The sequence below is a fragment of the Clostridia bacterium genome (assembly GCA_028698525.1).
Taxonomy (GTDB): domain Bacteria; phylum Bacillota; class Clostridia; order JAQVDB01; family JAQVDB01; genus JAQVDB01.
The window spans coordinates 1-18,347 of the sequence record JAQVDB010000045.1; the positions used below are offsets into that span (position 1 = coordinate 1).

The following is an 18,347-nucleotide window of genomic DNA, read 5'->3' on the forward strand; positions in this document are numbered from 1 at the left end:
TCTATCATTTCTTAATCTATTCTTCTAAGCCTATATATTAATTTTTGCTATGGCTTTTATAAATCTATCCTTAGAATATAAACCAATTTCGCTTACCTTCCTGACTGTGCTGACCTCTGAATATGCCCTTTCTCTGCTTTTTTAATATTACAGCATAGAGCTAGAACAATACCATATTTTAGTATAAAAAAGGCACCGTCCCTCTCGCCCTATTTGCATTCTAAATCTCTCTTCTTCCTTCCAATGCCCTGGACAACGTGACTTCATCAGCATATTCCAAGTCTCCGCCTACCGGAAGGCCGTGGGCGATTCTGGTGGTCTTTATCCCCATAGGCTTTATCAGTCTGGCCAAATATACTGCCGTAGCTTCTCCTTCTATGTTTGGATTGGTAGCAATTATTATTTCTTTTATTTGTTCATCCTTCAGCCTGGATATCAGCTCTTTTATTTTTATCTCATCCGGTCCGATTCCATCCATAGGAGATATTGCGCCGTGCAGCACATGATAGAGCCCTTTGTAATCTCTGGTCTTTTCCATAGCCACCACATCTCTCGGTTGTTCCACTACACATATGGTGGATTTATCCCTATTATTAGAACTGCATATATTACAAGGGTTATTATCAGTTAGATTACAGCAAATTGAACAATTCTTTATATTTTTTTTGGCCTCGATGATAGCCCTAGAAAGACTTTCTGCTCTTTCAGGTCTCATATTTATTATGTGAAAGGCCAGCCTTTGGGCAGTCTTTTGCCCAATTCCCGGAAGCCTCATGAGTTCATTTATAAGTTTTGCTATCGATTCACTATAATAATTCAAATGTTTTCATCTCCATAATGCTGAATAGGTAAGCCTTTAAAATAGTCCCGGTATATTCATGCCTCCGGTAACTTTTTTCATCTGTTGTTCCACCATCTCATCAGCTTTTCTCAATGCTTCATTTACCGCAGCTATTACTAAATCTTCCAACATTTCAACATCTTCAGGATCCACTGCTTCAGGCTGTATTTCTATACTCACTACTTCTTTTTTGCCATTGGCTTTTACTGTCACCACGCCTCCACCTACAGTAGCTTCCACTTCTTTCTGCTCCAGTTCCTGCTGCATCTTCAACATTTGCTTTTGCATCTTTTGTGCTTGTTTCATCATATTATTCATATTTCCCCCTGGGAAACCGCCTCTTGCCATTTTGGAAATTCCTCCTTTTTTTATTGATCGTTATCCTTATAGAGAAAGAATATCAAATATAATTCTGTTTAGCAAGCAAAAGTCTAATCATCAATAATCTCTACTTTGTCTTTGCCAAAAAGCTGTACAGCCTCTTTTACAATAGGCTGCTGCATTATATCTTCTTTGTTCTCAAAAGTTTGCTGATTATCCTGCTCTTCTCTTAATACATATTTTATATTCATATCATAACCTGTTGTCTCTTTTATTACACCTTTGACAAATTCCTTGTTTTCCGATTTATCCAACGCCGTTTTATATAGTTCTACATCCTGGTTTATGCTTATTACAAGCACATCGCCCTTAACCAGGGCAGGATGAGCCTTCAGCAAAAACGTGTATACAAACATCTTTTCGTTTTTTATATTGGCCATTATATCTTTCCATTTTTCTTTTATCAATTTAAGCTCTGGTGCCGGCTCTGATACCATGTTCTGTGGTTTTTTGTCAGATTTCTCCTCTATCTTTTCGCTCTTTTGCTTTTTGTCAGATTTTTTCTCTATCTTTTTAGTTTTTTGTTTTTTATCCTGTTTTTCTTCTTTTACCGCTTTAGGCTGTTCAGAAGGCGGTGGTTGGGGTACGTTTTGCATTGCTTGTCCGGGCTTTATATTATTTAGCTTGTCTTCCAAAACAGATATCCTCTCTATCAATCCATCGATATCCGGCTGAACTTCCGGATGGCAGATTTCAATCATAGCCATCTCTAAAGTAATAGCCGGCTGAACCGCTCTTTTCATCTCGTTTTGACACCGTGAAAGTATTTTTATTATTCGCATTATGCTGTTGGTTTCAACGTCCTTAGCTTGATCTCTGTATTCATTAATCTGCTCCTGGGGTATATCCAAAAGCTCTTCATATTTATTGGTACTTTTTATTATCAATAGGTTTCTAAAATGCATTATCAAATCTTTGATAAAAACATTCAGATCTCTACCGTAGGTAGTAATATCGTTCAGCATTTTCAATATCTTAACTGTATCCTTTTTTATCACAGCATCGGCCATTTTCAGTTTAAAGTCTATATCTGTAGTACCTAGCACAGAAACTATCTGTTGATAAGTTATCGTCCCATTGCCATATGAAAGGCATTGCTCCATGATGCTCAATGCATCTCGCATGCCTCCTTCTGCCATCCTGGCAATATACTCTGCTGCATCTTCCTCTATAGAGATATCATCGGTATCTGCTATATATCGCAATCTGTCCGCTATGCATTTGGATGAGATCCTCCTGAAATCATATCTCTGACATCTGGATAATATAGTAGCGGGAAGTTTTTCCGGCTCTGTGGTAGCCAATATGAATACCACGTGCTCAGGCGGTTCCTCCAAAGTCTTTAAAAGTGCATTAAATGCTCCAGCTGATAACATGTGAACTTCATCTATAATATAAACCTTGCATTTACCGGCAGTAGGTGTGAATTTCACATTTTCCCTAAGTTCCCTTATCTCATCTACTCCATTATTAGAAGCAGCATCTATCTCTATTACATCTGTGACAACCTCACTGATTATTCTTCTGCATACATGGCATTGATTACACGGATTGCCATCCTGAGGTTGAGTACAGTTCAATGCTCGGGCAAAAATTTTGGCGGTGCTGGTCTTGCCTGTCCCCCTTGGCCCACAAAACAAGTATGCATGAGCAGCTCTGTTGTTTTTTAATTGGTTTTTCAAAGTAGTAGTAATATGTTCTTGTCCTATAACGTCATCAAAAGTCTCAGGTCTCCACCGTCTATATAATGCAATATATGCCATTTATAACCACCTTCTGATAAAAGATTTCTTTTTTTAATTATATCATAGGGACAAACAACTCTAAAGCAGGAAATATAAAGGTGTATATACTGCTTTTAGCAGTATATACACCTTATATGTTAATTAAAACAAGAATGTGAAACAGCTCTAAATCCCTGTCCTGTTCCTATCCTTCTGTCCAAAGAACGTATTATATTTTTTGCATTTCCCAGATGCTGTTGCGGGCTACCGGCCATCTTGCCCGGATACAAGCTATAAAGTTTTTTATAATGACCCATTCCCATATTAGGCATTATCACATTTGCGCCGCTTTCCAGTCCCCGCTTGTATCCGTCTCCTGCTATCGTCCCTAGGGCAGTGGTGGATGGAATGTTTATATCGGGGAGTAACAGCCTTACCAGGGCAACCATCTTCAAAGCAACATCAACATCCCCGGGTCTTTGATGGGCTAGAGGTGTATCGGGAGAAGGTATAAAGGGACCCAATCCTATCATGTCAGCATCCAGCTCTTTGAAAAAAATCAGATCATCAGCCAGCATATCATAGGTCTGACCGGGAAGACCAACTAAACATCCTGTTCCGGTCTCAAATCCCAAATCCTTTAAATCTCCAAGACATCTAACCCTATTTTCAAAGCTTAATCCCGGATGCATTTTCCCATAAAGCCGTTTATTTGTGGTCTCTATCCTCAAAAGATACCTATCCGCCCCGGCCTGCCGCATCTTTTTATATGCATAGCGTGGAAACTCACCTAAACTGAGAGTTACCGCAACCCCAAATTCTTTTATTCGGGTTATCATATAACAGATATCCTCCAGGGAATAGTAAGCATCTTCTCCTCCCTGAAGTACTATGGTTTTAAGTCCCATATCAGCCGCAACACGGGCTGTTTTAATCACATCCCCAACTGACATGTGGTACCGCTTCAAATTTTTGTTCTGTGCCCTCAATCCACAGTATAAACAGGTATTTCTACAGAAATTTGTAAGTTCTATCAAGCCTCTCAAATGTACTTCATCACCTACAAATCTCTCTCTGGTTTTGTCGGCTGCCACAAGCAGAGGCTTACTATCATCTATTTTTAATACGTGTATCAGTTCATCTCTGCCTGCATCATGCTCACGTTGCAGCTTATTGATTATTTGCAGCGCTCTTTCCATACACTCCTCCTCATATTACAGGTATAAATCCCTCTCTCCTGCTTCTAGTCGTTTTATTGCATCCTTTATAAATTGTTTTGCCTCTCCCTCTTCAAACTGGTCTATATATTTGCTTATCAATTTTTCACCTATTTCCCTAGTTTCATCAGAGGCGTAATCCAATAGATATTCCTTTAATGTAGATATAGCGTTGGGTATACAGAAATTATGAACAAAACTGGATTTGGCCAATCCCATGAAATTCTCACCTGTCCTGCCTTTTCTGTAACAAGCGGTACAGAAAGAAGGTATGTCTCCTGCTTCACAGGTTTCTCGCACTACATCATCCAGTGAACGAGTGTCTCCCAACTGGAACTGCTCTTTGTCGGGCAGTAGGTTACCCTGGGATTCTTTGTAACCTCCCACGCCTATCCTTGTCCCGGCATCTATCTGTGATATTCCCAGTTTGATTACCTCTTCGCGCACTTCCGGCTTTTCCCTAGCAGTCAATATCATGCCGGTATACGGAACTGACAATCTTATTATTGCAACCAGTTTTTTAAAATCCTCATCGCTGACTGCATATTTTAAATCTGTCACATATGGCGTACCTATAGCAGGCTCTATCCTAGGAAAAGATATGGTATGAGGACCTACCCCGTTATATTTTTCTTCCAAATGTATAGTGTGATACAAGAGGGCCATAACTTCAAATCTCCAGTCATATAACCCGAACAGCACGCCTAATCCTATATCATCTACGCCTGCATCCAATGCCCTATCATGTGCATATAGCCTCCATCTGTAGTGGCCTTTTATAGTGCCTTCTGGGTGAACTTCCCTATATGTTTGATGATGATATGTCTCCTGAAATACCTGGAATGTGCCTATTCCCACTTCTTTAAGCTTTTTAAGCTCTTCTCTTCGCAAAGGCGCACAGTTTATATTGGCCCTTCGTATAACTGCTTTATCTGTCTTTGTGTTGTATACCTGTTTTATGCTGTCACACATAAAATCTATATCTGTTTCCGGAGATTCTCCATATACCAAGATTGTCCTCTTCTGCCCTTCCTCTGTCATTATCCTAACTTCCTCAGATATCTCATCCATGCTCAAAGTTTTACGATGTATCTCTTTGTTTTCTCTGCGGAATCCACAATATTTACAGTTGTTTGCACATTTATTGCTTATATAAAGAGGTGCGAAAAACACTATCCTATCTCCATACACCTCTCTTTTCAGCTTGTTGGCCAACTGATACATCTCCTGTATAGTTTTCTCATCCTTGTTTTGTATCAATATTGCAGTTTCTTCCGGCTCCAGTCTTATTTTACGCTGGCATTTTTTCAATACCCTTCGCACATCCTCTCTTGAAGGGTTTTCCCATTTGTTGAGCTGTTCCCATATCTTATCGTCATCAATAAAATCTTTCTCCATTTGGTCATATTCTTTAAAGTCCTCTTTATACTTTTCCAAAAATCCCATTTGAAATCGCCTCCTAAATAATATAAAAAACCCTTTTCTGACACATGGAGAAAATGTGTAGAAAAGGGCCTCTTTTCTTTATACATCTGAACTTTCCCCAGCCTCAGAGCAATACCTCAGCCTTAGAACAATTCTTTTATTGATTTTTCACGCCCGCTTCTGCTCAGAATTTTCTTTACAGTCACGAACATAGTCCAATACTTATCCACATAATAATGGTTCGGTTCAAACCTGCTATTTTCAAAGGTTTAAAACTATTTTGATATATTTTTATACTATAATTATATTACTATAATCCTATGAAAACAATACCCAAATCCAGTTTTATCCACAGTTTTTGCTTTTTTATCAACATATTGTGGATAGTTTTTAAGACATACTATATGTTTTGTTTTTGGTGATATAAATAATAAGGGCCGGTTTAAACCGGCCCTTATTATTTATATATTTTAAAACCGTGCACCTGGATTCGATTCAAATCCATATGCGTTACCTGTGTAGTTAACTCCTACTAGGCACCCCTGCGGCACACGAAAGTGTCTACTTACCGCTGCTCCCTTCCGGGCCTGACGGGGTTCATAGATTTCCGTTGCGCAAGACCCAGTAATCAACATCACTTGCATAGGTCAGACCATACAGACAATAAACCTCATTCCAGGCATCAACCCTGCTATAGCGGATTGCAGGTTACAAGGCACCGCTACCTCCCCGTTTAGCACGGTTAAACTTATAATCCCATTGGTACTATCACATTATATATTCAGGACATTCGATTGTCAACCGGATAAATTTTCTTAAACTAATTATTCTCTACTACCACACCTGAACAAACTACCTTAACAGGATTAGCCACTGTGTCTCCTACCGGACAATGGCTTTCTATGAATTTTGCAAATTCTTTCACCTTTTCCTGAGGCGATGTGGTATCAAAATGCATCTTATATCTTATCTCTAAAAATCCCGGCCTCACATCTGACTTGCCCGTGAATCCATCAGAATCTAAATCTCCTTCCAGCTCTACCCAAAAATCTTTAAGGTCAATACCGTGATTTGGGGCAAATGCAGAAGCCACTATAGTCTGACAAGCACCCAATGCACACAGTACCATCTCCACAGGATTCATACCTGTATCTGTTCCACCCAAATTTTTAGGTTCATCCAACCTAACTGTAAAATTCCTAGCTTTGCTTTCAACAGCCATACCTTGGCCTAATTTTCTCGATGTTGCTTTGTATGTTACCTTAGCCATGTTTAAAATTCCTCCTTTTGTTGATTTGTATAATAATATAACCTCAAAAGAAGCCTTTAAACATAAATTTTTTAAATCAAATACTTTTTTCCAACTCTTGTTTTATATCCATCAGTTGATTGTCATCAGGTATATATCTGACCTTGATATTGGATACCACCTCAAATTTTGCCTCATCCATATTTTTTTCCAGTATAGCTGCACTCTGTCCTCCCCATCCATAGGAACCGAACACAATAGCTTTTCTATCTTTGGGAGCCAATCCTTTCAAGTATGTTAAAAATGCTGCTACATCAGCCATTATATTGCTGTTTAACGTAGGGGAACCCACGCATACATATTCTGCAGTCAAGACTTCTGTCATTATATCTGAAATATGATTGTGCTGAAGATTGAATACTTTAACAGAATATCCCTTGCGCTCAAATACATCCTGAATTGTATAAGCAATTTTCTGGGTTGAACCCCACATGGTATCATATATTATTAGCGCTTTCTTTTCTGTGGTATTGTTTGCCCATTTTATGTATTCATTCACTATTTCAGATACATGTTCTCTCCAAATAATACCATGACTAGGAGCTATAATCTGTATATCCAAGTCCTTTGCCTCATTCAATTCTTTTTGAACCTGTGAAGAATATGGAAGAACAATGTTGGCATAGTACTTAGCCGCTTCCTCCATCACTATCCCTAAATCACATTCATCGTCAAACCTTTCTGAACTGGCATAGTGCTGACCAAAGGAATCATTGGAAAAAAGTATCTTTTCTTCAGGAACATATCCTATCATATTATCCGGCCAATGCACCATGGGGGTTAATATAAATTGTATGCTTCGCTTGCCTAAACTCACCACATCCCCGGTCTTTACAGTCCTAAAATTCCATTCTTTTTTATAATGGGCTTTCAATCCCCTCTGTCCGTTTGCAGAACAAAATATAACAGCATCTTGGGCAGCATCCATTATTGCCGGCAATGCGCCGGAATGATCCATTTCTACATGATTTGATATAACATAATCTATTTTAGACGGATCTACCACTGATGAAATTCTCTCCATCATTTCATCTTTTAGATGATTTTTTACAGTATCTATCAGCGTTATTTTTTCATCCATTATCAGATATGCATTGTAGGTGGAACCTCTTTGTGTAGAATATCCGTGAAAATTTCTTAAATCCCAATCTATCGCTCCCACCCAATATATACCCTTTTTTATTTCTATTGCTTTCAAACCCTTTTCCTCCCCATTGTTGAAAATTTATACTTGTCGCTATGTTGCAAATTATCTTTTGCTCAATTCTCTATCCAACATGAATATGCCAGCACCTTTGCCTTGTACCATCTTTAGTTTTTCCAATACCTTAGAAGAACTGTCTTCTTCCTCTACCTGTTCTTCCACGAACCACTGCAGGAAATTGAATGTTGCATGGTCTTTCTGTTCTATAGCCATATCCACCAATCTATGAATCATAGCTGTAACCTTTTGCTCGTGCTCATATACATCTTCAAATACTTCTACCATGTCCTCCCAGTCTGTTTTTGGTCCATCTATCTTGCCCAACACCACTCTTCCGCCTCTTTCTACTACATGATCAAATATCTTCATCGCATGTGTAACCTCTTCCTGGGCCTGGGCTTTTAGCCAGCTGGCAAAACCAGACAAGTTTTGAGTCTCTGCATATGCCGACATTGATAGATATAAATATGACGAATAAATCTCTGCATTAATTTGATTGTTTAATTCTTGTTCCATTTTTTTATTTATCATGTTTATTCCTCCACATCTTTTAATTTTTTAGCTTCACATTTATTATTTACCACTATTACAGGTTGTATAAACAACAAGCTAAAATCAATCATCCTGTTTTCTCTTGTTTGTACTTTTTTATAGCAGCTAAAAAATATTCTCCGTATCTTTCAAGCTTTACCTCTCCCACCCCTCGTATATCCAATAATGAATGCCGATCTTGAGGCATATAGGCACTCATTTCCTTGAGGGTACTGTCTGAAAAAATTATGTATGGAGGCACCTTTTCCCGCTGTGCCAGATTCCTTCTTACCTCCCTCAGCATTTGGAACAATTCTTCTTCCGGTTGAAGGTCTTCTCTTTTTACAGCAATTCTTCTCAATACCTTGTTTTTACCCTTTAATACAGGCAAAGACTTGCTGCGCAGCTTCAATACAGGATATTCCCCTGTCTCCGCATATATATAGTCATCAGCGATCAGCATATTTATCATATCTTTTATTTCCTTTAACGTATATCCTTTCATTATCCCATAGGTGGATAAATTATTCAGCCCCAAGCTCTTTATTCTCTTGCTTTTGGACCCTTTCAATACCTGTGCGATAACAGTTGCCCCAAAGTTTCCCCCTGCTCGCACTATACAGGAAAATATCTTTTGTGCGTTTATGGTTATATCCACTATTTCCGCATCATCATTGCATATGCTGCAATTGCTACAATTATCAGGCACATCCTTCTCGCCAAAATACTGCAATATATATTTTCTGAGGCATATAGAGGTATGACAATAATCCACAATAGCCTGAAGCCTTTTGTATTCTATAGTTTTCCTTTGGGAAGATAGGCCTGATTGTTCAATCAAATATTTTTGTATTGTCACATCCCCTGGCGAAAACAAGACGATACAGTCTCCGGGCTCACCGTCCCTTCCCGCCCTACCTGCTTCCTGGTAATATGACTCAACATTTTTAGGGATATTATAGTGTATTACAAACCTTACATTGGACTTATCTATACCCATGCCAAAGGCATTGGTAGCCACCATTATATTTATATCATCATATAAGAAAGCCTCCTGCACTTGATCCCTATATTCATCTCTCAAACCTGCGTGGTATTTCCCCACCTTGTAACCCTTTTTCTTGAGACCTTGGTAAAGGCTGTCCACTTGCTTTCTAGTAGCAGCATATACTATGCCGGATTTATTGGGATTATCCTTTATGTATTTTAATATGAAATCATTCTTGTTCTCATGTTTTATCACTGAATAATAAAGGTTTTTCCGATCAAACCCTGTTACAAAAATTCTGGGTTGTTGTAATTTCAAAAGATCCACTATATCTTCTCTGACCTGCTTTGTAGCTGTAGCTGTAAAGGCTGCCACCACTGGACGGATCTCAAAGCTTTGGATTAAAGAAGCTATAGATGTATAGCTGGGCCTAAAATCATGTCCCCATTGAGATACGCAGTGGGCTTCGTCTACTGCAATCAGTGAAACATCTATACCCTTTAGCAGCCTTAAAAACCTTCCTGATTCCAGCCTTTCGGGAGCTATATATAAAAGTTTTATCTTTCCATCCCGTATCCTGTCCACCCTCTCCTCTGTTTCAACAAAAGACAAGGAACTGTTTATAAAGGTAGAAGGTATGCCTATGCTGTGGAGTGCGTCAGTTTGATCTTTCATTAGGGATATTAAAGGCGATATAACTAAAGTTATCCCTTCAAATAACATTCCGGGAATCTGAAAACATATGGATTTTCCTGCCCCGGTAGGCATAACTGCTAGAGTATCTCGTCTCTTCAATATACTCTCGATTATATCCAGCTGTTTATCCCGGAAGTTTGAATAACCATAGTATTTTTTCAAAATATCTGTAGCTTTGTCACGCATATGCAATATCCTTTTCTTTGTGTTATATCTATATATAGTATAGTTTCTATCGCATTTGCTTTCAAGCAAGCTCATATAGATAAAAAATGGCATGATAGCTTTATAGCTTACATGCCATTTTTATTTATCATCTTTTCTTAAATTTATAACTTTTGAGCAAACGCAGATAATGATTAGCTTCTCTGAGCACATGATCGCCTAGCAAAGGAAGTATGGTAGATTTTATCTTGCAATTCAAAAGCCCTTGTGTAGCGGATTCTTTAAAATTTCGTATATCCTCAACGGATTTTATTGTTTTATATGTCAATTTAGGCAATAAATATAGCCTATCTTCGATACACTTTGCCTTTTCAGTAAGTTTATCAAACTCATTTCCAAAATTATCAGCAATTTTAAATAAACTTTCTTCTGAAGGATCAAGAAGCCCACGTATAAATTTTGAATGTTCAGCCATTATTCTGTTCCAAAAGACCTCCTGCTTTATCAACTGCTGCGTTAAATCCACATCACTCTTTTTCTGTAGCCTTTTAAGGCAACTTATATAAAGTTTAGCTTCTGTCAGTATGTGTTCTATCAGCAGTGGATAATTTACAGTAAAGACCTTGCATTTAAGTACATTTGAAAGCAAATCTTCTTTGAACCTTGCTATACAGCAAGCTGCATGTATAGCCTTTTCATTCAACATTTCTACTTTTTTAATCATTGTAAATGAATCAGGACATCCTCCGCCTGTATCAAGGGAAAGCTCCATACTGGTAGCGGTCATATCTATAGGGATACCTGTATAAAATTGTGTAGCCTGTTCTGCATTACATGTATATTTTGTCACTATCTCTCCTGACTTCTTTACCTGTTTGCTTATGTTACCCTCCGTCAAATTGATTGTCTCTATCAAAAGACAGTTCAAATTGCCTCTCAAAAAACAGGCCTGTTGAGCTAAATCGAAATTTTTAGGTGGAAATGATACTTCTAAAAATAGCGCATGTTCCTTTAGTATTCTCAAAAAGAAGAGATTGAGCTCTAAAGACTTGCTCACAAATTCTCTATTTGAAAGCACGGTATTCACCTCCTATTTTATTGGATATTGCTCTAAATTACTAATAATATATTATTCGGGATAAACATGTTATGTGAAGATTTATTAGAGTGAATACCGTATTTTATAGTTTATGCAAAAATAATTGCTATGAGAGGAATAGTTATCACAGAAAATAAAGTCGAAAGAAATACCCCTTGAGAAGCTATGTCTTCGGTGTCACTGTATTGTTCAGCTAAAATAGTAGTTAAAGTAGCTACAGGCATTGCGTTTATAACTACCGGTACAGCAAGCATTAGAGGCTCTTTAGTTATGAATGGCTTAAGTGCAAAATATATTATTATTGGTATTACCAACAATCTAAAAATACATATTATATACATCCTCCAATTATTCCATAGCTTTTTAAACTCCATCCCGGATAGGATAGCCCCTATGATAATCATGGATAGTGGAGTAGTCATAGAGCCTAACATATCCAAAGTCCCATACAATACTTGGGGCAACTTTACAGAAAACACAAACAAAATAGTCCCTATGATTACCGAAATCACCCCTGGATTTAAAAATATTTTGGGACTGAATCTCATAGAAGAAGAATCATCCTTCTTTGTGAGCATCATTATACCTACGGTAAAGGCCAAAAGATTAAAGGGTAAGTTATAAATAGCTGCATAAAATAATGATTGTTCTCCAAATATAGCATTTAACACAGGATATCCCATAAAACCTACATTTGTAAACATCAGCATAAACTGGAAAACGCCTTTCTCCCTTGGGCTGGGCTTTAGGATACCGGGCATTATCCACGCTATAAGAAATGAAAAACCATAGGTTGCCAATGATATCAAAAGGATCTGCAAACCCTGAACCATCAATTGGCTGGTATATTCCCTCTGCATAGAACTTATTATCATGGCAGGCAGGGTTAGGTTTAAAAGAATAGATGATAAATCCTTTAATGAGGCATCACTGAAAATATTCATTTTTTTAGCAGCATAACCTACAACCATCATTAAAAATAATGCTAATACTTGATTAAATACAGTAAAAAAGTTCATAGTTGCCTTCCTGTTCTGTTAAAATTTCATCCCTATCATGATAACACTTTTTGACTATATTTTCATCATCACAGATGGCTTATATTAGTAAATACAGGTACTTAACAACGGCAACCTCCCCTGAATGGCAAGCAACAACCTTGATTCCACCTCATTCCAGTTTATAAGCTCCCACCATCTATCTATATATTCCTGGCGCTTATTTTGGTAATCTAAATAATATGCATGTTCCCACACATCTATCACCAGTATCGGAATACTACCCCATTGAGTAAGGTTTTGATGTTTTTCCGCAGTGAGCAGCTCTACCCTGTTCCAGGCAGGATTCCACACCAACACACACCACCCGGACCCTTCTACCTTTGCTGCAGCTTCTTTAAACTGCTCCTTGAAGGCATTAAAACTGCAAAAGTAGCTGCTTATCTGAGTACAGGTTGCATTCCCGGGAGAACCGCCCTGTCCTATGGGAGCCATTATCGTCCAGTATATGCTGTGCAATATATGTCCTGAACCGTTGAATGCCAATTCCCGTTCCCAGTGTTTTACAAGAGAAAAATCCCTCTCTCTTCTAGCCTGCACCAATTTTAGTTCTGCATTGTTCAATCCTTCTACATAGGATTTATGATGTTTATCATGGTGTATTTTCAAAGTTTCAGAACTTATAACAGGTTCCAATGCATCGTAACTATATGGTAAAGGCGGCAGCTTATGAGCACCTGCTGGTACATAATAATTCATTTTTCCTTCCACCTTTCTATTTATAAAAAAATATCATTATTTTATATTATTCAAATATGATTGTTTTGTGTATGGGACTTGTAATTTAGCGATATCGGGTGTATATGATACCTTCCGTGCTCCGCAATCTGCCGCACTATATTATATAAATGCTAGATGTATAGTGCGGCACATTAAGTCGCAGCTATAGGTATCATATACACCCTTAATAAAAGTTTGGATTAAAATAACTAATAGGAACTTGTATACAAGATAAATGAATTGCTCATGAATATTCGGCTAAAATTACAATAATATTTTTGTTGAATAAAACCACAATTTCCAATATTATATAGATTAGAATAATATGAAAGAAGGGATTGATGTGAAAGGACGTAATATCCTCGGCATAATACTTATTGCAGCAGGTATCGGTATCATTCTTCAAAAGCTGCATATACTTGAGTTCGGTTTATTGATAGGCAGCTACTGGCCTATGATAATTATTGTCATCATTGCTGTACAATTGATTAAAAAATTAGTGCCATTAACTACAGGACTTTTTTTAATGATAATAGCGGCATATATACAACTAAAAAAGTCAAACATATTGCCTATAAACCTATCTGAATATTTTTGGCCCATCTTGATAATACTTTTCGGATTCTGGATCATCTTTGCACGAGCTTTAGAAAATAAAAAACCTGAGATAAGCGATAACACTATAGACCATTTCGTAATGTTCTCCGGTATAGAAAATAAAAACATTTCTCAACAATTTAGTGGTGGAAACATATTTGCAATATTTGGAGGAGCAGATATAGATTTGCGTGGTGCACAGTTAGCAGAAGAAGAAGTTGTACTCGACCTTACAACTATATTTGGTGGAATCGAAATAAAGGTCCCTGATAATTGGAGAGTAGAGGCTACCGGAATACCCATATTCGGAGGGTGGAGCAATAATACAGATATCAATATGGATGTGAAAGACGCTCCATTGTTAAAAGTAAAATGTTTGGTGTTGTTCGGGGGTATAGATATAAAAAATTGATTCAAAATATCCAGGTATAATCTTATGAAAGCATATAACATGGCAGGGGATCGGTTGCTTTTTTAACTCTTATTCTATTACAATTACAGCGCTCTTACCGATCTCCAGCCAATTGCTGAGAAATTCCGCATGACTTGTATAGTTACGCACACACATATGGGAACGTGGAACAGTCCCGATAGTCTGTAGATATTCCTGTTGTCCAGGATCTACCTTTTCACCATTTTGTTCTACATATTGAACAGGAACTCCATGTATATATCCCCCCGCCGAAAAACGAATAGCATGAGGGGCATATCCTACAATCTCGGTAGTTTCATCTCCTAGGTAAAATAGCTTATCCCTTATTTGAATCACCATATAATTCCCCAGGGGCGTTTCTAATGAATTAGGACCTTGTTTTCCAGTGGTAGAGAAAGTATAGGAAACTAGAACCCATCTACCATTGACATATTCAAAACTCCCTTGATTCTGGAATCTACGATCTATTACCACCACTTTAGTGAGTTCAGGCATGGCTATCTCTTGATTTATGTATTTTTTTTGTACCCAATACTCTCCATCATGACCGATAGCTCTTATTTTGATAAATCCAGAAGATTCCCCTAGAATGCTGCATAAAGTACCATCAGGAAAGTATCTGAACTCTGAGGAAACATCAGGCTGCAGGTATCCAGCTGCACTTTGGCTTTGACGATAACCGTATTTGTCAACAGATTGACCGTTGTATAGAGGAGGTAGCCCATGGTAGTTTTTATAATTGTTGATAAATGCTGTGTTATTATTATCTACCTCTTGCTTTAAAACATTCAGATGCTCAAGCATACTTTGAAATTGGAATACTCTGGGTTCTCCTAATGCTGAATATATATATCCTGTTATAATCTCATCCTGATGTTTACATGAAACCTTATACCATATATTTGAATTCTTATTAGCCGGCATATCTCCTTCAACTTCCTTATAAAGTGCCATCTTTTGCCCATAGGTTGCTTTACAAACTACAGGGGCATCCATTGAAGGTGTCTTCCTCACATTGACAGGCTCATCAGTCACAAGAAAGTAATCAAAACTGATGGGATATCTGTCATATTTAAGCCCCATCTCCATTCCTTCAGGAAGCTGAGTATTAAATTGGCGAGTAACCTTGATGGTATCTTCTTCATCGGTGTCCTTCCTCGCTTGATCTACCTCCTGCTGAGAAATTCCGCTCTCACCCAATGTTCCATTATCTTTTTGAGCTACCCGAGTGAATTGAATATCTTCATCAAGATCTTCAGCATTTATATTTTCCTCGACAGCTTTATCCCGCTCACTATCTGGAACAATATTTTTATCACTGTCCTCGTCAGAAGGCTGTTCTATTTGCTCTTCCTTTTTTTGCTGGCTTTTTTCTTGTTGTGGTACAGGCTGTTGGGATTTATCCTTTCTAAAACTACATGCACTAGCAAAAATAACAATAGCAATCAACAACCATATAAAACTTTGCTGCGACTTCATAAAATGATCAACCTCCCTCTATTTGGGATATATATGATATTGTTGACTACTACTGCAACTTTTATGCAGCCTTTCTCAAAGCAATAGCCGAGCAACGCATAAAACAGTTTTCCCTTAAATTCTTGCAAACTATTGACATCCGCCATTAGATATAGTAATATAATATTTGCGCTATTTATAGTAGACAAAAGGATAATTTAGTGGTATGGAGAGATGGCTGAGCTGGTCTAAGGCGCACGACTGGAAATCGTGTGTACGTTTATAGCGTACCGAGGGTTCGAATCCCTCTCTCTCCGCCAAAAACAAGGATTTGCAGATCTCATGCAAATCCTTGTTTTATTTATTATATTGCCCTGATGTTCTCTGCAGTTGCAGGGTATAAGCAATCAAAAACAGGTTTTACAACAGAAAAAAAATCTATTGATGTCAAAAAAATATTCCCATGGTTTATACTATTATTTGTTTTGAGTACCATATTAAATACTATAGGTTTTATCCCTGCAAGCTTACATAACCCTTTAGGTCAAATTAGCAAATTTATGATGACCATGGCCTTGTCCGCTATAGGACTAAAAACCAATTTTATAAAAAATGATGAAAGCAGGCATACAACCTATGATTCTCGGTTTCATTGTATCTTTGATTGTAGTGGTAGTATCCATAACAGTACAGTTTTTAACTGGTCAAGTATAATTAAACAAATAAAATTTTAAAAGTATGAAAAGTTTTGTGTATCAATCTCCAAATTAGGTTTGGTCGTGGTTGATTGCATATTACAACATCAAATATGCGCCTTTTTTGACAATAGACTTACCCTCGAATAGATCTGTACATGGCTTGACAATGTACTCCTCAATCTTATCTCCGTCGCTTATTTGAACAAGATCAACAAAAAAGGTATGCATGGATTTAAACTGCTGTTCTCCTTCAATATGTTTCGCTGTATAGATACAATCATCAATGACCGAGCAGCTTATGTAATGTGAGTAATTTGACATTATAGAATACTTTGAGCGATAATCCTGTCTAACCTGCGGATATCCACACCTTTTCTGATATTAAGCTTAAACTTGCCAACCCTGGTCCATAATTCCAACTCGGCATTTAAATCTATATGCCCTGCATTCTCTGTGGAATACATCACAATGGATTTAAAAGGTATTGTATATATCTCTACCTTTTTTCCAGTGATACCCTGTTTATCCGCTATTATTATTCTTTTGTTAGTCACTACTGCTACATCACGAATAGTTTTATATGCCAGCTCAACAACCTCTCCTTCTATAAGTATCTGCTCTACTTCTTTTGGGGGTTTTGTCTCAGCTATAAATGTCCAGTTCATAATCTCATTTATATCTGCCATCTCGTCCCCTCCTTTCATTTACTATAATCATTCCCACAATATATAATAAAGCTATATTGTAATACACCGGAATTTATTATCATATATAATATTTTTACCATACATTTCTTGACTAATCAAGAGTAAAACGGTAATGATATAATATAGTGTAAAATAACCGCAACATATGCTAGGGGGGACATTGAGCAGTCATGTTTAATAAAATTATGATATTTTTACTCTGTGCACTAATATTCATTCTCTTTATCAGCTGCAGTATTTTAGGGCAAAGGAATGAATGGGAAGATGACCGTTCAAATATTGATGAAAATGAATCTGAGGGTGAGGATATGCAAGTACCGGAAGATAACCAGCAAATTTCAGATCCTATAGAAGAAAAAATAAAAGAAATGACTATAGATGAAAAGATAGGACAAATGCTCATGTTGGGCTTTGAAGGATACAGCATAAACGATGACATAAAAGAACTGATTCAAAATCATCATATAGGTGGATTGATTGTTTTTGAACGCAATATCAAAGATTCTGATCAGTTATTATCATTGATCAACTCATTAAAACAAATAAATACAAGTAGTCTGCCTTTGATATTATCCGTAGATGAAGAAGGCGGGAGAGTGACCAGGATGCCATCTGAATTTGTTAAAATCCCCAGCAAGCAAACTATAGGAAATATTAATAGCAAAGATTTGGCGTTTAAAATAGGTAGCATTATCGGCGAGAGAATAGGCTCCTTTGGCTTCAATATGGCGCTCACCCCTGTATTGGACATAAACAGCAACCCTAATAACCCTGTGATAGCTGATAGAGCTTACGGCACACAGCCGGAGCTTGTTGCTAGGCTGGCAATTCAGGAAATGAAAGGAATTAAAGAACAATGTGTTATTCCGGTAGTCAAACATTTTCCAGGACACGGAGATACATCTGTAGATTCACATATAGGACTGCCTATTTTAAACCATCCCTTGCAAAGACTTAAGGATTTTGAATTAGTTCCTTTTGATGAGGCAATAAAAAACGGTGCTGATGTAGTCATGGTTGCACATATATTGATCGCTGATATTGATGCCGACAATCCATCCTCGCTGTCAAAAGCAGTCATAACTGATCTGTTGCG

The 18,347-nt window shown here is 37.5% G+C and carries 16 protein-coding genes, 1 tRNA gene and 1 other RNA gene; 3 read left to right on the top strand and 15 right to left on the bottom strand.

Annotation, left to right across the window (positions count from 1 at the left end; all coding sequences use genetic code 11):
- Window positions 1-220: 220 nt before the first annotated feature.
- The 13 genes from recR to PHP06_07785 all read right to left on the bottom strand — a co-directional run bounded on the left by recR (window position 221) and on the right by PHP06_07785 (window position 13,337).
- Window positions 221-820 (bottom strand): recombination mediator RecR, encoded by a 600-nt coding sequence (recR, locus tag PHP06_07725; GenBank protein ID MDD3840452.1) that lies wholly within the window; start codon window positions 818-820, stop codon window positions 221-223.
- Window positions 821-856: 36 nt separating this feature from the next.
- Entirely contained in the window at window positions 857-1,189 is a 333-nt protein-coding gene (locus PHP06_07730) for a YbaB/EbfC family nucleoid-associated protein (GenBank protein MDD3840453.1), read from the bottom strand.
- Between the two features lie 83 nt (window positions 1,190-1,272).
- Window positions 1,273-2,985 carry a DNA polymerase III subunit gamma/tau gene (gene dnaX / locus PHP06_07735; GenBank protein ID MDD3840454.1) on the bottom strand — a complete coding sequence of 571 codons (1,713 nt, stop codon included), beginning with the start codon at window positions 2,983-2,985 and terminating at the stop codon, window positions 1,273-1,275.
- Between the two features lie 119 nt (window positions 2,986-3,104).
- A complete protein-coding gene (gene hydE / locus PHP06_07740) occupies window positions 3,105-4,145 on the bottom strand; it encodes a [FeFe] hydrogenase H-cluster radical SAM maturase HydE (protein ID MDD3840455.1) in 1,041 nt (346 codons plus the stop codon).
- A 15-nt stretch (window positions 4,146-4,160) separates the two neighbouring features.
- Window positions 4,161-5,609 (bottom strand): [FeFe] hydrogenase H-cluster radical SAM maturase HydG, encoded by a 1,449-nt coding sequence (gene hydG / locus PHP06_07745; GenBank protein MDD3840456.1) that lies wholly within the window; start codon window positions 5,607-5,609, stop codon window positions 4,161-4,163.
- Window positions 5,610-6,064: 455 nt separating this feature from the next.
- Window positions 6,065-6,330, bottom strand: an RNA gene (ffs, locus tag PHP06_07750) — signal recognition particle sRNA large type.
- A gap of 78 nt (window positions 6,331-6,408) precedes the next feature.
- A complete protein-coding gene (locus PHP06_07755; protein MDD3840457.1) occupies window positions 6,409-6,858 on the bottom strand; it encodes an OsmC family protein in 450 nt (149 codons plus the stop codon).
- 76 nt (window positions 6,859-6,934) lie between these two features.
- Window positions 6,935-8,095, bottom strand: coding sequence for a flavodoxin domain-containing protein (locus tag PHP06_07760; protein MDD3840458.1), 1,161 nt, complete (start codon window positions 8,093-8,095; stop codon window positions 6,935-6,937).
- A gap of 51 nt (window positions 8,096-8,146) precedes the next feature.
- Window positions 8,147-8,632 (bottom strand): ferritin, encoded by a 486-nt coding sequence (locus tag PHP06_07765; protein ID MDD3840459.1) that lies wholly within the window; start codon window positions 8,630-8,632, stop codon window positions 8,147-8,149.
- Window positions 8,633-8,720: 88 nt separating this feature from the next.
- Window positions 8,721-10,502: a DNA helicase RecQ gene (gene recQ / locus PHP06_07770; GenBank protein ID MDD3840460.1), complete on the bottom strand. Its 1,782-nt coding sequence runs from the start codon at window positions 10,500-10,502 to the stop codon at window positions 8,721-8,723.
- Window positions 10,503-10,629: 127 nt separating this feature from the next.
- Window positions 10,630-11,559 (bottom strand): DUF2935 domain-containing protein, encoded by a 930-nt coding sequence (locus PHP06_07775; GenBank protein MDD3840461.1) that lies wholly within the window; start codon window positions 11,557-11,559, stop codon window positions 10,630-10,632.
- A gap of 110 nt (window positions 11,560-11,669) precedes the next feature.
- Window positions 11,670-12,599: an AEC family transporter gene (locus tag PHP06_07780; protein MDD3840462.1), complete on the bottom strand. Its 930-nt coding sequence runs from the start codon at window positions 12,597-12,599 to the stop codon at window positions 11,670-11,672.
- A gap of 84 nt (window positions 12,600-12,683) precedes the next feature.
- Window positions 12,684-13,337: a superoxide dismutase gene (locus tag PHP06_07785; GenBank protein ID MDD3840463.1), complete on the bottom strand. Its 654-nt coding sequence runs from the start codon at window positions 13,335-13,337 to the stop codon at window positions 12,684-12,686.
- A gap of 364 nt (window positions 13,338-13,701) precedes the next feature.
- Here PHP06_07785 and PHP06_07790 point away from each other — a divergent pair, with 364 nt between their 5' ends.
- On the top strand, window positions 13,702-14,367 hold the full coding sequence (locus PHP06_07790; GenBank protein ID MDD3840464.1) for a DUF5668 domain-containing protein: 666 nt from the start codon (window positions 13,702-13,704) through the stop codon (window positions 14,365-14,367).
- A 69-nt stretch (window positions 14,368-14,436) separates the two neighbouring features.
- Here PHP06_07790 and PHP06_07795 read toward each other — a convergent pair whose 3' ends face one another.
- Complete coding sequence (locus PHP06_07795; protein ID MDD3840465.1) at window positions 14,437-15,867, bottom strand: SH3 domain-containing protein; 1,431 nt, start codon at window positions 15,865-15,867, stop codon at window positions 14,437-14,439.
- A 207-nt stretch (window positions 15,868-16,074) separates the two neighbouring features.
- Here PHP06_07795 and PHP06_07800 point away from each other — a divergent pair.
- Window positions 16,075-16,166 (top strand) — tRNA-Ser (locus PHP06_07800).
- A 698-nt stretch (window positions 16,167-16,864) separates the two neighbouring features.
- Here the strand turns inward: PHP06_07800 and PHP06_07805 are convergent.
- Window positions 16,865-17,230, bottom strand: a complete 366-nt coding sequence (locus PHP06_07805) for a PH domain-containing protein (protein ID MDD3840466.1) — start codon at window positions 17,228-17,230, stop codon at window positions 16,865-16,867.
- 191 nt (window positions 17,231-17,421) lie between these two features.
- On the opposite strand from PHP06_07805, the gene PHP06_07810 reads away from it, so the two are divergent.
- Window positions 17,422-18,347: glycoside hydrolase family 3 N-terminal domain-containing protein (locus tag PHP06_07810; protein MDD3840467.1), on the top strand; the 926-nt coding region annotated here is incomplete at its 3' end.